Annotated in this window: 16 protein-coding genes; 9 read left to right on the top strand and 7 right to left on the bottom strand. The window is 70.6% G+C overall.

The features are described 5' to 3' along the window. Window positions 1–10: 10 nt before the first annotated feature. Window positions 11–910, top strand: coding sequence for a dihydrodipicolinate synthase family protein (locus tag AB0H87_RS09915; RefSeq protein ID WP_360142259.1), 900 nt, complete (start codon window positions 11–13; stop codon window positions 908–910). A gap of 224 nt (window positions 911–1134) precedes the next feature. On the opposite strand, the gene AB0H87_RS09910 is transcribed toward AB0H87_RS09915, so the two are convergent. The 3 genes from AB0H87_RS09910 to AB0H87_RS09900 form a co-directional block, all read right to left on the bottom strand. Continuing rightward, a complete protein-coding gene (locus AB0H87_RS09910; protein ID WP_360142257.1) occupies window positions 1135–1770 on the bottom strand; it encodes a helix-turn-helix domain-containing protein in 636 nt (211 codons plus the stop codon). A 116-nt stretch (window positions 1771–1886) separates the two neighbouring features. Beyond that, entirely contained in the window at window positions 1887–2993 is a 1107-nt protein-coding gene (locus AB0H87_RS09905) for a CaiB/BaiF CoA-transferase family protein (protein ID WP_360142255.1), read from the bottom strand. Between the two features lie 67 nt (window positions 2994–3060). After that, window positions 3061–4197, bottom strand: a complete 1137-nt coding sequence (locus AB0H87_RS09900; protein WP_360142253.1) for an acyl-CoA dehydrogenase family protein — start codon at window positions 4195–4197, stop codon at window positions 3061–3063. A 77-nt stretch (window positions 4198–4274) separates the two neighbouring features. Here AB0H87_RS09900 and AB0H87_RS09895 point away from each other — a divergent pair, with 77 nt between their 5' ends. Beyond that, the gene (locus tag AB0H87_RS09895; RefSeq protein ID WP_360142251.1) at window positions 4275–5744 is read left to right on the top strand and encodes an aldehyde dehydrogenase family protein; all 1470 of its coding nucleotides are present in this window, start codon (window positions 4275–4277) and stop codon (window positions 5742–5744) included. On the opposite strand, the gene AB0H87_RS09890 is transcribed toward AB0H87_RS09895, so the two are convergent. After that, entirely contained in the window at window positions 5738–6418 is a 681-nt protein-coding gene (locus tag AB0H87_RS09890) for a GntR family transcriptional regulator (RefSeq protein WP_360142249.1), read from the bottom strand. The two genes, AB0H87_RS09895 and AB0H87_RS09890, sit on opposite strands and share 7 nt — an antisense overlap. A 46-nt stretch (window positions 6419–6464) precedes the next feature. Here AB0H87_RS09890 and AB0H87_RS09885 point away from each other — a divergent pair, with 46 nt between their 5' ends. Further along, window positions 6465–7493 (top strand): LLM class F420-dependent oxidoreductase, encoded by a 1029-nt coding sequence (locus AB0H87_RS09885; RefSeq protein ID WP_360142247.1) that lies wholly within the window; start codon window positions 6465–6467, stop codon window positions 7491–7493. A gap of 28 nt (window positions 7494–7521) precedes the next feature. Here AB0H87_RS09885 and AB0H87_RS09880 read toward each other — a convergent pair whose 3' ends face one another. After that, on the bottom strand, window positions 7522–9309 hold the full coding sequence (locus tag AB0H87_RS09880; RefSeq protein ID WP_360142245.1) for an AMP-dependent synthetase/ligase: 1788 nt from the start codon (window positions 9307–9309) through the stop codon (window positions 7522–7524). A gap of 219 nt (window positions 9310–9528) precedes the next feature. Then, window positions 9529–10734 carry a TetR/AcrR family transcriptional regulator gene (locus AB0H87_RS09875; protein WP_360142243.1) on the bottom strand — a complete coding sequence of 402 codons (1206 nt, stop codon included), beginning with the start codon at window positions 10732–10734 and terminating at the stop codon, window positions 9529–9531. 91 nt (window positions 10735–10825) lie between these two features. On the opposite strand from AB0H87_RS09875, the gene AB0H87_RS09870 reads away from it, so the two are divergent. The 6 genes from AB0H87_RS09870 (at window position 10826) to AB0H87_RS09845 (ending at window position 19677) form a co-directional block, all read left to right on the top strand. Continuing rightward, window positions 10826–12043, top strand: coding sequence for an acetyl-CoA C-acetyltransferase (locus tag AB0H87_RS09870; protein ID WP_360142241.1), 1218 nt, complete (start codon window positions 10826–10828; stop codon window positions 12041–12043). Between the two features lie 7 nt (window positions 12044–12050). After that, window positions 12051–14210: a 3-hydroxyacyl-CoA dehydrogenase NAD-binding domain-containing protein gene (locus AB0H87_RS09865; protein WP_360142239.1), complete on the top strand. Its 2160-nt coding sequence runs from the start codon at window positions 12051–12053 to the stop codon at window positions 14208–14210. Window positions 14211–14436: 226 nt separating this feature from the next. Next, window positions 14437–15651 (top strand): oxygenase MpaB family protein, encoded by a 1215-nt coding sequence (locus AB0H87_RS09860; RefSeq protein ID WP_360142237.1) that lies wholly within the window; start codon window positions 14437–14439, stop codon window positions 15649–15651. A 25-nt stretch (window positions 15652–15676) separates the two neighbouring features. Further along, entirely contained in the window at window positions 15677–16885 is a 1209-nt protein-coding gene (locus tag AB0H87_RS09855) for an oxygenase MpaB family protein (protein WP_360142235.1), read from the top strand. A gap of 17 nt (window positions 16886–16902) precedes the next feature. After that, window positions 16903–19173 (top strand): molybdopterin cofactor-binding domain-containing protein, encoded by a 2271-nt coding sequence (locus AB0H87_RS09850; RefSeq protein WP_360142233.1) that lies wholly within the window; start codon window positions 16903–16905, stop codon window positions 19171–19173. A gap of 27 nt (window positions 19174–19200) precedes the next feature. Further along, a complete protein-coding gene (locus AB0H87_RS09845) occupies window positions 19201–19677 on the top strand; it encodes a (2Fe-2S)-binding protein (RefSeq protein WP_360142231.1) in 477 nt (158 codons plus the stop codon). Between the two features lie 47 nt (window positions 19678–19724). On the opposite strand, the gene AB0H87_RS09840 is transcribed toward AB0H87_RS09845, so the two are convergent. Continuing rightward, window positions 19725–20117, bottom strand: a 393-nt coding sequence (locus AB0H87_RS09840) for a M20/M25/M40 family metallo-hydrolase (protein WP_360142229.1), incomplete at its 5' end; no start/stop codon positions are given.

The following is a 20117-nucleotide window of genomic DNA, read 5'->3' as shown; positions in this document are numbered from 1 at the left end:
GGTCCGTGGTGTGTCGCCCGTGCTGCACGTGCCGTTCACGGACACCGGGGAGGTCGACGTCGAGGGATTCGGGCGGGTGGTCGCTCACGTGCTCGGCACCGGCGTCAGCAGCATGATGTTCCCGGGGTTCGCCTCCGAGTTCTACAAGCTCGCGGAGGACGAACGCCGCACACTGACGGAGGTCCTGCTCGCCGAGACCCGGACCCGGACCGACGTGGCGGCGATCGTGGCGGTGCAGGACCATGCCACCCGGCTGGCGGTCACCCGGGCCCGCGAGGCCGTCGCCGCCGGCGCGGACCTGGTCAACCTGCTGCCACCGCACTTCCTCTCGCCGTCCCGGCACGCGCTCGTCGACCACGTCCGCTCGGTGCTGGAGGCCGTGGCGCCGACGCCTGTCGTGCTCCAGTACGCGCCCAGCGAGACGGGCACGAGCCTCGACAGCGCGACGCTCGCCACCATCGCCGCGTCCCACCCGAACCTCAAGCTCGTCAAGGTCGAATCCAGCCCGCCCGGCCGCCTGATCGCGGAGCTGGCCGCGCTCGAGCCGCCGTTGGCGTCGATCGAGGGCTACGCGGGAGTGCAGCTGCCCGACGCCATCCGGCGCGGCGCCGTCGGCACTCAGCCCGGCTGCTCGTTCACCGAGATCTACGTGGAGATCTGGCGCCGGTTCGCCGGCGGTGACGAGGCCGGTGGCGACGAGCTGCACCGCCGGCTGCTGCCGTACATCTCGTACTGGATGCTCGACACCGAGCTCATCATCGCGGCCGAGAAGCTCGTCTCGATGCGGCGCGGGCTCATCCGCAGCGCGTTCTGCCGCGGGCCGGCGCACCTCCTCGACGCCGAGGAGGTCCGCGGGGTCGACCGGTTCCTGACCGAGTTCGCGGACCTGCTGCCCGACCTGTCCGGCTGACTCCACATCAGGCTCCGCGTCTGCACAGGCGCCTCGGCCTCAAGTTAGCGCGAATTCGCGCCCCGTGACCGCTAGCTGAAGGCCTTCACGGGTGGTGGCCGCGGACTCTTCCGCGAAAGTTAACGCGGAGTTACAGTTGCGGGCGACGAACGCGACGCCCCTGCGGCCAGCGACGCCGCTCGGTGGTGCGGCCGGTGAGGGCATTCCTTCGGCCAGGAGTGCCCTCACCCCCGTCGCCGGGGGCGCCGCGGCTCCAGCATGGGGACGAGGAACTCCCGGGCCATCTCCCGCAGGCGTTCCTCGTCGTCGAGGTTCACGACCGCGCTCGGGATGACCAGAAACGTGGTGGAGAGCCGCGTCATCAATTCGGCTACGAGCTGCACGTCCACCGCGTCGGAGATGTTGCCCGCCTCCTGTTCGCGCCGGAGCTGACCAGCGACGAACCGCTGGACCGTGGCCAGCGTCCGGCCGCCGTCGGTGACGATCGAGGGGATCATCAGCTCCGGTTCGGCGATCATCAAACCGCCGATCAACGGGTTGCGCCGAAGAGCCTGCAGAGAGCTGACGAAGCCGAGCACGACCCGGTCGGCCACGGTCCGGGCTTCCTTGATGTCCAGCAGAAACTGGTCGAAGTAACGCCGGAACTCACGACGGACGACCTGCTCGACCAGTGCGTCCTTGGTGGCGAACCGGCGATAGGCGGTGATCCGCGAAACGCCTGCCCGCCGGGCGACGTCCTCCATCGCGGACCGCCGTATGCCGAGCCGGCAGAACTGTTCGTAGGCCGCGTCGAGCAGGCGCTTGGTCGTCTCGTCGCCGTCCTCGGTCCCGTCCAGCGCCTCCGCATAAGCCCGCTCCAACGTGGACTGTGCGAGGAGGCCTTGGCTCGAAGAGGTGACAGGTTCCACAACCGGCCTTTCGAACCCTGGCGGACGGCGCACGACTGAAACATCGTTGCGCGCGAGGTTTCACCATGTCAATCAGCTACCACGCCCCAGTCGGAGAGCACCGATGTGGTGTCGGCGCCCGGCACCGGGGGGCGGCCGCCGATCGCGCCGGGCGTCCGCGACAGGCGGGGCGCCACCGCCGGCTGACGGATGCCGAACGCGTCCTCGAACGTCGCGCGAGCGACCATGTGCGCGTGGTGCGGCGCCTCCTCGAGCGAGAGCACCGGCGCGACGCACGCGTCCGTCCCCTCGAACACCGCCGCCCACTCGTCGCGCGTGCGACCAAGGAAGACCTCCGCGAAGCGTTGCCGCAGGCGCGGCCACCCCGTGACGTCGTACTGGGCGGGGAGGTCCGCGTCGGCCAGGCCGAGGAGACGGACGAGCTCGCGGTAGAACTGCGGCTCGAGGGCGCCGACCGCCAGGTGACCGCCGTCGGACGCGCGGTAGACGTCGTAGAACGGCGCACCGCCGTCGAGCAGGTTGCGGTGTCGCTCCGCACGCCAGGTCCCGGCCGCGAGCAGACCGGAGAACAAGGTGGTCAGGTGCGCGGCGCCGTCGACGATGGCCGCGTCGACCACCTGGCCCGCTCCGGTGGTCCGGGCGACGTGCAGGGCGGCCAGGCAGCCGACGACCAGGTAGAGGCTTCCGCCGGCGAAGTCGCCGAGGAGGTTGAGCGGGATCTGCGGTGGACCTTCGGTCGGGCCGATCGGATGGAGCACGCCGGCGACCGCGATGTAGTCGATGTCATGTCCAGCACTGTGCGCCAACGGCCCGTGCTGACCCCAGCCGGTCATCCGTCCGTACACGAGGCTTGGATTGCGGGCCAGCACCTGTTCCGGTCCGATGCCGAGCCGCTCCGCCACGCCGGGACGCCAACCTTCGATCACGATCGCCGCTCGTTCGGCGAGGCGGAGCACCACCTCGCGTCCGTCGCGGTGTTTCAGATCCACGACGATCGACCGCTTCCCGCGGTTGAGGAGGTTCCGGCTGGGGTCGCCGCTCAGCGGTGACTCCGGTCCGGGCCGGTCCACCCGCACGACGTCCGCGCCGAGGTCGGCGAGGAGCATGGCCGCGAACGGAGCCGGGCCGATTCCGGCGAGTTCGAGCACGCGTATTCCGGTCAACGGCCCGCTCATGGACCGGCCTCCCCTCAGGCGGCGGTTGGTCGGGCGAACGCCGCCCGGCATCCCCGGTCGGATTCGGCTACAACCCGTAGGTCTTGCCGATGATGTCGCGCTGGACCTCGCTGGTGCCGCCGTAGATCGTCGACACGATGGTGCGCCGGACGTGGCCCTCCATGTCGAACTCCCGGGCGTAGCCGTAGCCGCCCATCATCTGCATGCCCTCCAGCGCCATCCGCTTGGCCGTCTCGGTCACCTTCAGCTTGACCATCGACGCCTCTCGCGGCAGCAACCTGTTCGGGTCGGCGTCCACCTTGGCGGCCACGTCGTAGACCAGCAGTCGGCAGCACTCGATCTCGGTGGCCAGGTCGGCCATCCGGTGCCGCAGCGCCTGGAACGTGCCGATCGGCCGGCCGAACTGCTGGCGCTGGCTGATGTAGGCAAGCGTGTCGTCGAAGGCGCGCTGGGCGGCGCCGAGCATCAGGCCACCCATGATCAGCCGTTCCAGGTTGAGGCCGGCCATCAGCTGCCGCCAGCCGTTGCCGACCTCGCCAACGACGGCCGACGACGGCAGGAAGCAGTCGGTGAAGAACAGGTCGTTGACCTCACGGCCGCCCATCGTGTCGATGCCTCGCACGACGAGGCCGTCCGCGCCCCTCGGCACCATGAACATGGTCAGGCCCTGGTGGCCGCGGCCGGACGCCGCCGTGCGGGCGACGAGCAGGATGTGGTCGGCGATGTGGGCGTTGGAGCACCAGGTCTTCTGTCCGTTGACCACGAAGCCGCCGTCGGTCGCGGTCGCCCGGCAGGAAATGTTCGCCACGTCTGATCCGGCGTCGGGCTCGGACATCGCGATCGCCTCGACCGCTCCCTGTGTCACGCCACCGAGGATGGCCTTCTGCTGTTCGGGCGTTCCGAATCTCGCGTAGGCGGCGGCCGCGATCATCGTCGTGACGAAGCCACCGATCGGTGCCATGCCACGGGTGGTCGCTTCCAGGAAGAGCGTGAGGTCGACGAGACCGCCGCCGGCGCCGCCGTGCTCCGGGTCCAGGTGCACGCCCAACCAGCCGAGGGCGGCCATCTTCTCGTACAGCGGCTGGTTGTGGGAGTCGGTCCCGTTGTTCGTCAGCTCGTCACGCTGGGAACGGGTCCCGCATTCGCGTTGACAGAACGACTCGATGGCGGCAACGAACGCCTGCTGTTCCGCGGTCACGTCCATGGTCGCGCCCTTCACTTTCGGCCGGAGACGACTGTAATATCAAATGTAAATTACATCCAGACGGCTCCGGAGGAAAGATGAGCACCCTCGTCTCGCGCAACCCGGTGACCGGCGAGGTCGTCGCCGAGCACGCCGCCGCCGACGAGGCGACGGTCCGGGAGGTGGTGACCCGAGCCCGGTCGGCCGGTCTCTGGTGGACCTCCCGCCGCCCCCGGGAGCGGCGGGACGCCCTGCTGCGGTGGAAGTCGGAACTCGTGGCGGGCAGCGCCGATCTCGCCGCGGTGATCCGGGCGGAGACGGGAAAGCCGACCACGGGAGCCCTGCTCGAGGTGATGCTCGCGGTCGAACACCTGGACTGGGCCGCCCGCAACGCGCACAAGGTCCTCCGTCGCCGCAAGGTCGCGGCCGGGGTGCTCGCGATGAACCAGCGGGCGCTGCTCGAATATGTCCCGTTCGGCGTGGTCGGGGTGATCGGTCCGTGGAACTACCCGGTCTACACCCCGCTGGGCTCGATCTCGTACGCGCTGGCCGCCGGCAACGCGGTCGTGTTCAAACCCAGCGAGTACACCCCGGGGGTGGGACAGTGGCTCGCCGACGCCTGGGCCCGGGTCTGTCCCGAGCCGGTGCTGCAGGTCGTCATCGGCGACGGCAGGACGGGCCAGGCCGTGGTGGAGTCTGATGTGGACATGGTCGCCTTCACCGGATCCGCGGACACCGCCCGCCGGGTCATGGCGGCCTGCGCGACCCGGCTCACCCCCCTCGTCGTCGAGGCCGGCGGCAAGGACGCCCTCATCGTCGCGGCCGACGCCGACCTCGACGCCGCGGCCGGCGCGGCCGTCTTCGGCGGTCTGGGCAACGCCGGGCAGACCTGTGCCGGGGTGGAACGGGTCTACGTCGTCGCCGACGTCTACGACCGGTTCCTCGCCGCGGTGACGGAGAAGGCGTCGGCCGTCCGGCCCGGCGCCGACGACAGTGCGGCGTACGGGCCGATGACCATGCCCGGGCAGATCGAGGTCGTGCGGCGCCATGTCAGCGACGCACTGGCCGGGGGTGGCGTGGCGGCGCTCGGCGGCACCGACTCGATCCGAGCACCGTTCGTCGAACCGATCGTGCTGACCGGCGTGGCCGAGGACAGCCGCGCGATGCGCGAGGAGACGTTCGGCCCGACACTCGTGGTCAACCCGGTCCGCGACGTCGAGGAGGCGATCCGGCTGACCAACGCGTCCCCGTACGGGCTGGCCGCCGCGATCTTCACTCGCGACAAGGCACGCGGGCTCTCGACCGCCCGCCGGCTGCGCACCGGCGCGGTGTCGGTGAACTCGGTGCTCGGTTTCGCGGCCGTCCCGGCGCTGCCCTTCGGCGGCGTCGGCGACTCCGGGTTCGGCCGCGTCCACGGCGCCGACGGCCTGCGCGAGTTCAGCCGGCCCAAGGCGGTCACGTGGCAGCGCTGCCGGGCACCGATCGACCTGATGCGGTTCGACGCCAGCCCGCGCGCGGTCCGCACCGCACTACGGCTGTTCCGGATGCGGCACGGGCGCGGTCATTGAGACGAGCCCTCGTGCCAGACGCCGATCTCGTCGAGGTGCTTGACCAGGCGCTGGGCGCCGTCGGTGAAGTGACGTGCCATCGCCGCCCGCGCGGCGTCGGGATCACGGGCGGCCAGCGCGTCCAGCAGGGCCTGGTGATCAGAGATCATGTTGGCCCGCCAAGCGGGGTCGGACGAGTAGAACCGGGCCGGCGTATAGCGGGTCAACGTGTGCAGGAACCAGGCGAGCTTGCGCGCCCCGGCGGTGCGGTTGATCAGGCGGTGGAAGTCGAACTCGAGCTGCTCCAGCTCCGCCAGGCGGGCATCGGCGGCCGCCTGCCGCAGGGCCGCCTGCATCCTTGCCAACTCCCCCGCCTGGTCGGCGGTCGACCGCCGGGACGCGCGCGCGGCGAGCTCACCGGCCAGCTCGGCCTGCAACGCGAACACATCCTCGATGTCCTGCCGGACCATCGGCGCCACCACATAGCCCCTGCGCGGTTGCAGCTCGACCAGGTCCTCACCGCGCAGCGTCAAGAGGGCTTCCCGAACCGGCGTGATGCTCACGCCGAGCTGCGCGGCGAGGTCTTCGAGCCGCAGCCGCTCGCCGGGCCGCAGCGTTCCGTTCATGATCAGGTCGCGGATGTGGAGCGCGACCTCCTCGGAGAGCTGTGGGCGGGGATTGAGCGACGACGCCATGACGGCGACGATATCAAATGTCAAAATCCTCCGCGAAAGGGAATCCATGCGACTGAGTGCCACTCTGCCCTACGCCGGCGATCCGGAGACCACCGTGCGCCAGGCGGTGGCGTGGGAGTCGGCCGGGGTGGACATCCTTTGGGTCGCCGAGGCGTACGGGTTCGACTCGCCGACGCTGATGGGATACCTGGCCGCGCTGACCCGACGTGCCGCGATCGGTTCGGCGATCCTGCCCATCTACTCACGCACGCCCACACTGATCGCGCAGACGGCGGCCGGGCTCGACGCGGTGTCGCGGGGAAGGGCGATCCTCGGTCTGGGCGCGTCCGGCCCCCAGGTCGTCGAGGGGTGGCACGGCGTCGAGTACGACCGGCCGCTCGGCCGTACCCGCGAGGTGGTGGAGATCTGCCGGCGGGTGTGGCGGCGCGAGACCGTCGCCCATGACGGCATCTACCAGTTGCCGTTGCCCGCGGGCCGCGGCACCGGCCTGGGCAAGCCGCTCAAGCTGCTCACCCGGCCGGTCCGGGACCGCATTCCGATCTACGTCGCCGCGCTCGGCGAAGCGAACGTCCGGATGACCGCAGAGATCGCCGACGGCTGGATGCCGGCGTTGTTCATCCCCGAGCGCGCCCACGACGTCTGGGGCGGCGCGCTGGCCGCCGGCGCGGCGAAGCGCCCTGCCGATCTGGCCCCGCTCGAGGTGGTCGCCGGCGGCCCGCTGGCGATCGGCGACGGCCTCGAGGCGCACCGGGACCTGGCCCGACCCGCGATGGCCCTCTACATCGGCGGCATGGGAGCCAAGGGTCGCAACTTCTACGCGGACCTCGCGCGCCGCTACGGCTATGCCAGCGAGGCCGACCGCGTGCAGGACCTCTACCTCGCCGGGCGTAAGGAGGAGGCCGCGGCCGCGATCCCCGCCGAGTTCGTGGAGCTCACGAGCCTGGTCGGGACACCGGACTTCGTACGCCGGCGCGTCGCGGCGTTCGCCGCCGCGGGAGTGACGGTGTTGAACGTGACCCCGGTGGGGCCGGAGCCGGCCGAGGATCTGGCCCGGCTCCGGCAACTCCTCCCCTGAGCGGTGCCGCCCGGTCCGTCGACGACGGTCAGGGCGACGGCTCGTCGGCGTACATGGCGTCGATCACGTCGGCGTAGCGGGCCGCGATGACGGCGCGGCGCATGCTGAGCTTCGGCGTCAGCTCGCCTGATTCGGCGGTCCACGGCTCGGTCAGGATCCGGAACCTGCGCACCCACTCGGGCCGGGACAGCTTGTCGTTGGCGGCGGTGATGACCGCCTCGATCGCGGCGACGACGGCGGGGTGGGTGGCCAGGTCCCGGTAGCCGAGCACGCCCAGCCCCTGGCCGCGGGCCCAGATCGGCGCCATCTCCTCGTCGAGCACCACGAGCGCGGTGACGTACGGCCGGCGATCGCCGATGGCCGCGACGTAGCCGACCAGCGGGTTCGACCGGATCAGGCTTTCGACGTGTGCGGGGGAGATGTTCTTCCCGCTCGAATTGATGATCAGTTCCTTCTTGCGGTCGGTGATCGTCAGGAACCCGTCGGAGTCGAGGACGCCGACGTCGCCGGTGGCCAGCCAGCCGTCCGGATCGGTGGCCGGTGCGATGGCGCCGGTGTCTTCCAGGTAGCCGAGGCAGACCAGCGGGCCGCGCACGAGGATCTCGCCGTCGGCCGCGACCCGAACCTCCATGCCGAGGTTCGGCCGCCCGACGGTGCCGGTGCGGAAGCGATCGGGCGTGTTGATGGTCGCCGTGCCGGTCGTCTCGGTCATCCCCCACACTTCGAGGACACCCACGCCGAAGCCCGCCAGGGTCCGGAGAACCTCGACCGGGATCGGCGCGGCCCCGCTGCCCGGCCAGATCGTGGCGTCCAGGCCCAGGATCGCCCGGATCGGGCGGAGCACCGCGTCGTCGAGCGCCGCGAACTCGCCGGCGAGGTCCGCGGGCACCGGCGACCCCGTTTCCCGGTGCTTGTGGACGGTGAGCGCGACGTCCGTCGCGCGCTGCACGCCGGCCCGCTGCTCCGTCGGCAGGCCGCCGACGCGAACCTGGAGCCCGGTCGCCATCTTCTCCCAGATGCGCGGCACGCCGAAGAACGAGGCCGGCCGTACCTCTTGCAGCGCCGGCAGCAGGTTCGTCGGGTCCGCGCAGATGTGGACGTGTCCGGCGCGGTACACCACGTTGTAGATGCCCAGCATCCGCTCGGCGATGTGGGCCAGCGGCAGGTAGGCGACCGAGTCCGCGTGGTCGGGGGTGGGTACCGTCGCCTCCAGGCAGGCCGCCTGGTAGATGACGTTGAGGTGGCTCAGGGCGACCGCCTTCGGATCGCCGGTGGTGCCCGAGGTGTAGAGCACGGTCACCGGGTCCTGCGAGGTCACCTGGCGCCAGGTGGCGTCGAACGCCGACGGGTCGGCAGCGTGCGCGACGGCGCCGGTCGCCAGCACCGAGTCGTACGCGACGAAGGCCGGGTCGTCCGGTGGGGCCGCGTTCGCGTCGAGCACCACGACCCGCTCGACGGTGCTCGACTGCGCCAGGACCGGTCGCCACCGCCGGAGCTGTTCGGCGCCCTCGAGCACGACCAGGCGGGCCCGGCTGTGCGCCGCCAGGTACGCCAACTGGTCCGCGCTCAGGGTGGCGTACACGGTGGACGGCAATGCTCCGAGGTGGACGAGGGCCAGGTCGACCAACCAGTGCTCGGGTCGGCTGGACATCATGATGAGTACCCGGTCGCCGGCCTGGACGCCAAGGTCGGCCAGGCCACGGGCCAGGGCGGCGACGCGTTCCCGCACCTGTCGCCACGTCAGCGCCGGACCGGGGTCGCCGACCACGCTGATCGCCGGGCGATCACCGTGTTGCTCGGCATTGCGGTGCAGCAACGACGGGATCGTGTGGGTTGACGCGGTCCGCAGACAGACTTCGGAATCGGCAACGCTCGCTTGCGACATCGCTGCGCCTCCTCGACGGCGAGATCGATGCGGGGACGCCCGACGCAGCTCGGGCATCCACGGACCCGACTGTAAACGACGGTTAACTTCTTGAGAAGATGGCAATGCGCCGGCACGGATGGCGCGGCAGCGCCCGCTGCGAACGCGGCCTTACCGAGCGGGCACGTCGAGCAGGTCGTGGGCCAGGCCGGCCACCACGCGGTCGATGCCGGCACCGCGGTCGAACGCGACGCTGTTGCCGAGGTCGACGATCAGGTTGAGCGCGCCGTGGGCGAGGACCCGGCAGTCGGCGGTGCTCATCGCCGGGCGCCGCAGGTTGAGGACGCGGACCCACTCCTCGACGTGTGCGCGCTGGGCGCGGCGCAGCTCGTGCCGGTCCTTGTCCGGGAGATTGGTGTTCTCGTTCTGGTACACCGTGATCAGGTCGCTCTGCCCGAAGACCATCTCGACGTAGGAGTCGACCAGGCGGGCGAGGGCGTCCTCGTGGCTTGCCGCCGTGCCCAGGGCGGTCGCGGTCGCGGCGGCGACCCGGTCGGCCGCCCGGTAGTAGACCGCGGCCAGCAGTTCGCTCTTGGAAGGGAAGTGCCGGTACAAGCTGGAGGCCCGGGTGCCGGACGCGGCGGCGATGTCCTCCATCGTCACGGCGTGGTAGCCGTGCTGGTGGAACAGCCGCAGCGCCTCCGCCATGATCGTTTCGCGTCGTGACCGCAGGCCGGGATCGGCGGGCGCCGGCCGCCGCGCCGCCGTCCGCACCGGCTGCGTGACCGTCGCCCGCAGCAGGCGCCACCCCGCGTCGCGCAGGAGCTCCTGCGCCCGGCCGGGCGCGATCGCGGCCCGATGCGTGGACAGGCTGCCGATCAGGCTCAGCACCGCCCGCGCCAGCAGCCGCGCATCCCGCGGCGCGAGATCGGGCCGCTCCGATCGCAACGGCTGCGCGATCCTGTTGATCACCGTTCGCGCGTCGGCGAGCAACCGGTCGCGGTCGTCCGCCTCGAGGTAGCGCAGCTCCCACTGGTACAGGCCGCCGACCCGGCGCCGCTGCACGCCCAACCGCGCCAGCTCCACCAGCATCTGGTCGAGCCGTTCCCGTGGTGGCTGGCCCGGCGTCGCGGCGGTCGCGGCCAGGACCGCGTCGGACAGCTCGCGGGTGGCGTGGGACAGCATGGCGTACTTGTTGGGAAAGTGGCGGTACACCGCCGGGCCGCTGATGCCGACCCTACCGGCGATCTCGTCGATGCCGACACCGTGGTATCCCCGCTCGCAGAACAGCTCGGCGGCGGCCAGCGCGATCTGCGCCTTGCGGTCCTTGGGGCGCTTCACCGGGGTCGTGCCGTCCAGCGCCTGTCGTGCGGTCACGCCGTGCCTCTCGTCGCGAGTTCCGGAAGCCATCTTGACACGCGGCGCCGACGACCTGGAAAGTTAACCGCAATTCGCATGGAGGTGTGGCATGCCGACCGACGAGGCGTACATTTTCGACGCGATCCGCACCCCCCGCGGCAGAGGCAAGCCGTCCGGAGCGCTGCACGGCGTGAAACCGGTTCAACTCGTGGTCGGGCTGGTGGACGAGGTGCGGCGCCGCAACCCCGGTCTGGACCCGGCGCTGGTCGACGACATCGTCCTGGGGGTCGTCTCACCGGTGGCGGACCAAGGGGCCGACATCGCCAAGACGGCCGCGATCGTCGCCGGGCTGCCCGACACGGTGGCCGGTGTGCAGGTCAACCGCTTCTGCGCGTCCGGCCTGGAGGCGGTCAATCTCGCCGCGCAGAAGGTCCGCTCCGGGTGGGAACACCTCGTCCTGGCCGGCGGCGTCGAGTCGATGTCCCGGGTCCCGATGGGCTCGGACGGTGGTGCCTGGGCCCTCGACCCGGAGACCAACTACGACAGCGGCTTCGTCCCGCAGGGCATCAGCGCCGACCTCATCGCCACCCTGGACGGCTACGGCCGGCCGGACGTGGACCGGTATGCGGCGCTGTCCCAGGAACGGGCGGCCAAGGCCTGGGCCAACGGCTACTTCGCCCGATCCGTCGTACCGGTGCGCGACCGCAACGGTCTGGTCGTGCTGGACCGCGACGAGCACGTCCGCCCCGGCACCACCGTCGAGTCCCTGGCCGGGTTGGCCCCGTCGTTCGCCGGCATCGGTGATCTCGGTGGCTTCGACGCGGTCGCCCTGCAGCGTTACCACCGGGTCGAGCGGATCAACCATGTCCACACGGCCGGCAACTCCTCCGGCATCGTCGACGGCGCGTCACTGGTCGTCGTCGGCAGCGGCCGGGCAGCCGAACAGACGGGGCTGAACCCGCGGGCCCGGGTGGTGGCCACCGCCGTCAGCGGCGCCGATCCGACGATCATGCTCACCGGGCCGGCCCCCGCCTCCCACAAGGTGCTGGCGGCGGCCGGCATGTCCATCGAGGACATCGACCTGGTCGAGATCAACGAGGCGTTCGCCGCCGCGGTGCTGCGCTTCGTCGACGTCATGGGGTTGGACCTGGATCGGGTCAACGTCAACGGCGGCGCCATCGCGATGGGCCACCCGCTGGGCGCGACCGGGGCCATGATCCTCGGCACGCTGCTCGACGAGCTCGAACGCCGGGACCTCCGCCGTGGCCTGGCCACCCTGTGCGTGGGCGGTGGCATGGGCATCGCAACCATCATCGAGCGCGTGTGAGGGCCGGATGAACGAGACGAGCATGATCCACTGGAACCGCGACGCCGACGGCATCGTCACGCTCACCATGGACGACCCCACCCGGGGTGCCAACACCATGAACGCGGTCTACGTCGAGAGCATGGAGTCCACCGTGGAGCGTCTGGTCGCCGAGCGTGACCAGGTCCGCGGAGTCATCCTGACCTCGGCCAAGAAGACCTTCTTCGCCGGCGGCGACCTCGACGTGCTCCGCCAGGCCACGCCCGAGACGGCGGCCGAGGTCTTCGCGCACGTCGAGCGGGTCAAACGGCAGCTGCGCCGGTTGGAGACGCTGGGCCGGCCGGTGGTGGCGGCGATCAACGGATCCGCGTTGGGTGGCGGCCTGGAGATCGCGCTCGCCTGTCACCGCCGCATCGTGGCCGACGTCCCCCGGCTGGAACTGGGTTTCCCGGAGGTGACGCTCGGGCTGATCCCCGGCGGCGGCGGGATCGTCCGCACGGTGCGGATGCTCGGTCTCGTGACGGCGCTGACCGAGTTGCTGATGCGGGGCCAGCGACCGGGCCCGACCGCCGCGGCCGAGCTCGGCCTGGTCCACGACGTGGTGCCGCCGAGCGAGCTGCTGGCCGCGGCGCGAACCTGGATCCTCGGCGGACCCGAGGCGGTGCAGCCCTGGGACACCCCGGGCTACAAGGTTCCCGGTGGGACTCCCAGGAACCCTTCGCTGGCCCTGTCGCTGCCTTCGTTCCCGGCCAACCTGCGCAAGGAGCTCAAGGGCGCGCCGTACCCCGCACCGCGGGCCATCCTGGCCGCCGCGGTGGAGAGCCTGCAGGTCGACGTCGACACCGCGCTCACCGTCGAGAGCCGCTACCTGGTCGACGTGATGACCGGTCCGGTCGCCAAGAACATGATCAATGCCTTCTTCTTCGACATGCAACAGGTGACCAACCGGCCGCGGCCGCCGGCCCACACCCCACGCGTGGTGACCCGGGTCGGCGTCCTGGGCGCCGGCATGATGGGGGCCGCCATCGCGTACGTCTGCGCCAAGGCGGGTCTCGACGTCGTACTCAAGGACGTCTCGGTCGAAGCGGCCGAGCGCGGCAAGGACTACGCGCGTCGCCTGGTCGACAAGGCGGTCGCCCGCGGCCGGTCCACGTCGGGCAAGGCGGAGGTGTTGCTCGCCCGGATCCACCCGACCGCCACCCCGGCCGACCTCGCCGGCGTCCAGGTGGTCATCGAGGCGGTGTTCGAGGACCCCACCCTCAAGCGACGCGTCTTCGCGGAGATCCAGGACGTCGTCGCTTCCGGCGCGTTGCTCGCGTCCAACACCTCGACCCTGCCGATCACCGAGCTCGCCCGCGGTGTCGCCCGTCCGACCGACTTCATCGGGCTGCACTTCTTCTCGCCGGTCGACCGGATGCCCCTGGTCGAGATCGTCAAAGGCGAACGCACCAGCGACGAGACGGTCGCCCGCGCTCTCGACCTCGTGGCCCACCTCCGCAAGACCCCGATCGTCGTCAACGACAGCCGCGGGTTCTTCACCAGCCGCGTGATCGGTACGTTCACGAACGAGGGTCTCGCCATGCTGGCCGAGGGCGTCCATCCCGCGTCCGTCGAGCAGGCCAGCAGCCAGGCGGGATATCCGGCGCCCGTGCTGTCCCTCATGGACGATCTCACGCTCACCCTGCCTCGACGGATCCGGCAGGAGACGGCCGAGGCGGTGCGGGCCGCCGGCGGCAGCTGGCACCAACATCCGGCCGACATCGTCATCGACCGGATGATCGACGAGTTCGACCGACGTGGTCGATCCTCGGGCGCCGGCTTCTACGACTATGACGAGTCCGGCAAACGGATCGGGCTGTGGCGGGGATTGGTCGAGCACTTCGTCCGAGGCACCGATATCCCGTTCACCGACATGCAGGAGCGCATGCTCTTCGTCGAGGCGCTCGAGTCCGTCCGCTGCCTCGAGGACGGCGTGGTGACGACCGTCGCCGACGCCAATGTGGGATCCATCCTCGGCATCGGGTTTCCCGGCTGGACCGGTGGCGTTCTGCAGTACGTGAACCAGTACGCCGGCGGGTTGCCCGGGTTCGTCAAGCGGGCGGCGGAACTGCACGAGCGCTATGGTGACCGGTTCGCCGCCCCCGACCTACTCCTGGACATGGCGGCACGCGGGGAGCAATTCCGCTAGCGGGCATCGCCGCACGCGTCGAGGGCGCCGTCAGCCGACGCCCCGCCACCGCCTGCCCACTCACATTTATACATCTCAATATTTGATGCTCTCGAACTCTTGTGACCGTACGAGCGGTGTGCTGTGATGTGATGTGAATGAAACACAGTGACACGTCCCGTTTCACCGTAACAGTCGAACGCGATGCTCCCCGGGCCGACGAGGAGGAACGGAGGAGGAGTCGAGTATGGACAAACTGAGCAGGCGCGGCCTTCTCGTCGCCGGAGGCGCGCTGGGCGCCCTCGGATCCCTGGGTGTCGCCGCACCCGCCCGGGCGTGGACCTGGTCGCCCAGCGGCTCGGTGGCCGGCGCGGGAGCGGGCGCGGACCCGCGGTGGGTGTGGGACCCGGAAGCCGACCCGCTGGTCGCCTCCCTCATCGACCGTGGCGCCGTCCCGGGAGTCAACCAGCTGCTGCGTACCTGGACCAGGAACGCGCAGCCGCTGCCCGCGGGCCTGCCGGCCGACCTGCGGGACTTCATGGAGTACGCGCGACAGATGCCCGCCTGGGCCGACCCGGACAAGCTGGCGACAGCGGTCCGCTTCAACGACAAGCGCGGACTCTACCTCGGCGTGCTGTACGGGTTCGCCAGCGGCATGATGAGCACCGCCATCCCGAGAGAGGCACGTGCGGTCTACTACTCCCAGGGCGGCGCGGACATGAAGGACCGCATCGCCAAGACCGCCAAGCTCGGTTACGACATCGGCGCCCGCGACGCGTACCTGCCCGACGGCGAGATGATCGTGACCTGCGTCAAGACCCGGCTGGTCCACGCGGCCGTGCGCCACCTGCTGCCACAGTCCCCGCGCTGGGAGGGCGCCGCGGACGAGGAGATCCCGATCAGCCAGCGCGACATGATGGTCACCTGGCACAGCCTGCCCACCACCGTCATGCAGAAGCTGACCGCCTGGGGGGTGCCCATCCCCGCCGACGAGTCCGACGCCTTCCTGCACTCGTGGCAGGTGTGCGCGCACATGCTGGGGATCAAGGACGAGTACATCCCGGCGACGTGGGCCGAGGCCAACTCACAGTCCCGGCAGATCCTGGACCCGGTGCTGGCGCCGACGAACGAAGGTATCGCGCTGGCCGACATCCTCCTCAGTCTCGGAGAGCCCATCGACGCCGGCATCCTCACCAAACCCATCCTCGGCTCCTTCACCCGCTTCCTGCTCGGCGACCAGATCGCCGGGTGGCTACGCATTCCGCGGGAGCCGCTCTGGGACACGCTCCTGCGCACAGCCTGGGGACCGTTCGTCCTCGTCCGCGAAGGACTGCTCCCGTTCCCGTTGGCCCCGGCCGCCTACTGGCTGTTCGAGGAGTTCCTGCGCAGGGCCGCGCTCATCTTCCTGAACGAGGGCTGGCCGATCAGCATCGAGATTCCGACCGCGAACCGCCCGTCCTGACCGTCGATCGTCGAGGAGTCCCGCAATGACGGAAGTAAGCAGGCGCAGGGTGCTGCTCACCGGAAGCGCGTTGGGCGCGGCGTCCGTGCTCGGCGTGGCGACACCCGCGTGGGCGTGGATCTGGTCGCCCACGGGCTCGGTCGCGGGCTCCGGCACCGCCGCCGACCCGCGCTGGGTCTGGGACCCGGAGGCCGACCCCGTGGTCGCCTCGCTGTACCAGCGCAACCTCGTCGCGCAGGTGAACGACCTCCTGTGGAACTGGAACCGCAACGATCAGCCCCTACCGGCCGGGCTGCCGGCAGATCTCGTCGACTTCATCGAGCAGGCGCGTGCACTCCCGCCCTGGGCCGACCGCGCCAAGCTGGAACTCGCGGCCCAGTTCAACCAGTCCCGAGGCCTCTACCTCAATCTGCTCAACGGCGTGGGCGGCGGCATGCTGAGCACGGCCATCCCGAAAGAGGCGCGGGCGGTGTACTACTCGGCCGGCGGCGCCGACATGGAGGACCGGGTGGCCAAGACGAGCATCCTGGGGTTCGCCGTCGGCGACCTGAACGCCTACCGGCCCGACGGCGACTGCGTCGTCAACGCCGTGAAGACGCGGCTGGTGCACGCGGCGGTGCGGCACCTACTGCCGCAGTCTCCCCATTGGAACGGTGAGATACCGATCAGCCAGACGGACATGCTCGTCACCTGGCACACACTGCCGACGTTCGCGATGCGCAAGATGCGGGAATGGCGGGTCCCGATCACCTCGGCGCAGTCCGAGGCGTACCTGCACGTGTGGCAGGTGACCGCGCACCTGCTCGGCATCAGGGACGAGTACATCCCAGCCACGTGGGACGCCGCCAACGCCCAGTCGGACGTCGTCCTGCCGCCGAACATGGGCCCCACCCCGGAAGGTGTCGAGCTGACCGACATCCTCCTCGGCCAGCTTGCCGATCAGACCAGCCTCGGCACCGGCGCGAGTCGGTCGCTCGTCAACGCGCTCGCCCGGTATCTGGTCGGGGACCAGGTCGCCGCCTGGGACGGCATTCCCCGCGAACCGGTCTGGACGCCGCTCCTCGAGAATGCCTGGCCAATTCTGGTGCGCTTCCGGGAAGGATTGATCCCGCTGCCGCTGGTGCCACAGATCGCCTGGGTCATCGACGAGGCGCTCCGGCGCTACATCCTCTTCTACCTCACCAAGGGTGAGGAGACGAAGATCGTCATGCCGTTGACCAACCGGCCGACCTGACAGGCAACGAGATGGACGTGCCCGTCCCACGGCGACGCTTCCTCGGGTACGTGCTCGCGGCCCCCACGTTGCTGGCGGCCGCCGAGCTCGGCCTGGCCACCGAAAGCGCCTCCGCCGGTGCGGCCCCGTCACCGGAGCTGACGGACCTGGTCGACCTCAACGACCTGATGACCGTGGCAGCGCTGCCGACCTCGGGTCTCATCGCGGTCCAGGTCAACCAGGACGGCACGGTGTCCTTCGCACTCCCCCGGGCCGAGGTCGGGCAAGGCATCACCACGTCGACCGCGATGCTGATCGCCGAGGAGCTACAGGTACCAGTGGACCGGGTACGGGTCACCCTCGCCGACGCCCGGCCAGAGCTGCTGTTCAACCAGCTCACCGGCGGATCGAACACCACCGTAGCCACCTACACACCGATCCGGGTCGCGGCCGCGGTCGCCCGACAGCGGCTGCTCGACGCAGCGGCACGCCAACTCGGCACCGCGTCCCGGGACCTGTCGCTGCGGGCCGGAGCGATCATCGACCGCTCCGGCCGCGGCATCGACATCGGCGCGCTCGCCGCGGCGGCGGCAAGCGCCCGGACCCTGCCGATGACGGTCGAGCTCACCGCCCGAGAGCGCTTCACCGTCATCGGCACGCCGCGCAACCGGGTCGACGCGCGCGACGCGGTGACCGGCCGAAAGATGTTCGCCATGGACCTCACCGTGCCGAACGCCCAACCGACGATGGTGTGTCGCCCACCGACGATCAACGGCAGGGTCGGCTCGGTGGCCAACCTGAGCGACGTCCGCGCGATGCCGGGTGTCACGGATGTCGTGGTGATCTCCACCGGGGTCGCGGTGCGCGCCGCCACGTTCGGGCAGTGCATCGACGGCGTACGCGCGCTGCGCGTCACCTGGATGCCCGGCACCGCGGAAGGAAAGTCCGACCAGTCGGTCCTGCGCGAACTGGAAGCCGCGGAGCTGCCGCTCGGGCCGCGGCCCCCTACCTCCGTTGTCGAGGCCAGGTTCACGTTCCACTTCCGGAGCAACAGCGCGCTGGAGCCCAACTGCGCGATCGCCGACGTGCGGGCCGACCGGGCCGAGATCTGGGCCGCCCTCAAGTCGCCGATCGTGGCGCAGCAGACCATCGCCTCGAAGCTGGGCCTGCCGGTCAACCGGGTCACCGTGCACGTGACGGAAGGCGGTGGTTCGTTCGGCCGCAAGCTGTTCTTCGACGCGGCACTGGAAGCCGCCGAGGTGTCCAGGGCGATCGGGAAGCCCGTCAAGCTCATGTGGCACCGCGCCGACGACTCCCGGCAGGGCCGCACCCATCCGATGGCGTTGTCGCGGGTCCGGGTCAGCCACATCGGCGACGCCGTGCTCGGCTACACCCAACGCCACACCAGCGTCGCCACCGACCTCAGCCATGGACTCGGCGAGATCATCACGGCCTTCGCGGCCCGGCTCCCGGTCGGCGACATCGGGTTCTCCGAGACCTTCTTCCTGCTCAGCCAGAACATGCCCTACCACGTCGGCGCCGACAGCCGGCTGCTCAACGAAACCGACAAGGGCTTCAACACGGGCAGCATGCGCAACGTCTACTCGCCCGACGTCGCCTGCGCCCGCGAACTCGTCGTCGACCAGCTCGCGGCGCGGCGCGGCCGGGACGCCTACCAGTTCCGCCGGGCGTACCTGCGGGACGACCGGGCGCGAGCGGTGCTGGCGACGGTCGCCGAAGCCGGCGGCTGGGGCCGGTCCATGCCGGCCCACACCGCACAGGGCATCGCCGTGCACGCTGAGTACAAGTCGGTCAGCGCGGTGCTGGTGGAGATCGACTGCCGTCCCGAGACAGTCGACCGGCCGATCCGCGACGGGGTGGCCGGCCCCCGCGTCACGAAGGTCGTCCTCGCCGTCGACGTCGGTCTGGTCGTCAACCCGCGCGGCCTGGAAGCACAGATGATGGGCGGCATCATGGACGGGATCGCGCTCGCGCTGACGTCGAGCCTCCACCTGCGCGACGGACACTTCCTCGAAGCCAGCTGGGACAACTACTTCTACACGCGACAGTGGAACACACCGCACGTCGTGCAGATCATCGTCATGCCCAGCACGGCGGACCAGCCCGGTGGCGCCGGCGAGCTAGCGGTTGCCCCCGCGATGGCCGCGGTCGCCTGCGCCTACGGTCGCGCCACCGGGACGATGCCGACGACCTTCCCGATCAACCACGGCACCCTCTCGTTCACCCCCATGCCGACCGTCCCGCCCATCCCGGCGTCGCCGACCGACGGTCTGGACGACGCTCGCTGAATCGTCACGCGACAGAAGGAGACCGCAGTGCCAGAGCACACCTTCATGCTGAATGGCGTGCGGGTCACCGTTGACGTTGCCGGCGACGTGCGCCTGCTGTGGGTGCTGCGGGACGTCCTCGGCGTCACCGGGCCGAAGTACGGCTGCGGCGTCGACGTCTGCAAGGCGTGCACCAGCCACCTCAACGGCAAGGCGTTTCGCCCCTGTTCGGTTCCGGTCGGTGAGCTGCGGCCGGACGACGAGGTCACGACCATCGAAGGCCTGCCGGCCACCGTGGGCCGGCCCCTGCACCCGATGCAGGAGGCGTGGATCGACCACGACGTCGTCCAGTGTGGATACTGTCAGCCCGGCCAGATCATGGCAGCGGTGGACCTGGTCCGGAGGGTCGCGGCCGAAGGCCGCGCGATCACCGACGCGGATTTGGACGGCATCCGCAACATCTGCCGCTGCGGCACGTACTCGCGGATCCGCGAAGCCGTCAGGGCCGGCGCCCGCAATATGTGAAGTCTCCGGCTTCGACACCCATCAACCGGCTTGGACGGCGCTGGCTCTCACGCTCCCGCGATGCCGCAGTAGGCGAGGATCGTGCGGGCGTAGATCTCCGCGGCCTCGTGGACGGCGTCCGCTCGGACGAACTCGTTCGGGCCGTGGCAGTGGGTGAGGATCCCTGGACCGAGCGACGGCAACGTGGGGATCCCGGCCGCCTCGAACCACGGCGCGTCTGTCGTGCCCGGGAAGACCGACAGCGGCGGCGGCGCGCCGAGGACCGCGCCGGTCGCCGCGACCGCGGCCGCGACCAGCGGGTGGTCGACCCGGATCTCGGCGCTCGGGATCCAGGCGAGGACGTCGTCGAAGACGATCTTGGCGCCGGCGGCGCGGGCCCAGCCGTCCAGGAGCGACCGCACGTCGGCCTCGGCCATGCCGGGCACGGTGCGCAGGTCGCA

Origin of the sequence: Asanoa sp. NPDC050611 (assembly GCF_040654855.1) — a bacterium.
GTDB lineage: Bacteria > Actinomycetota > Actinomycetes > Mycobacteriales > Micromonosporaceae > Asanoa.
Note: the sequence above shows the minus strand (reverse complement) of the source record. Positions and strands in the feature narration are given on the sequence as shown.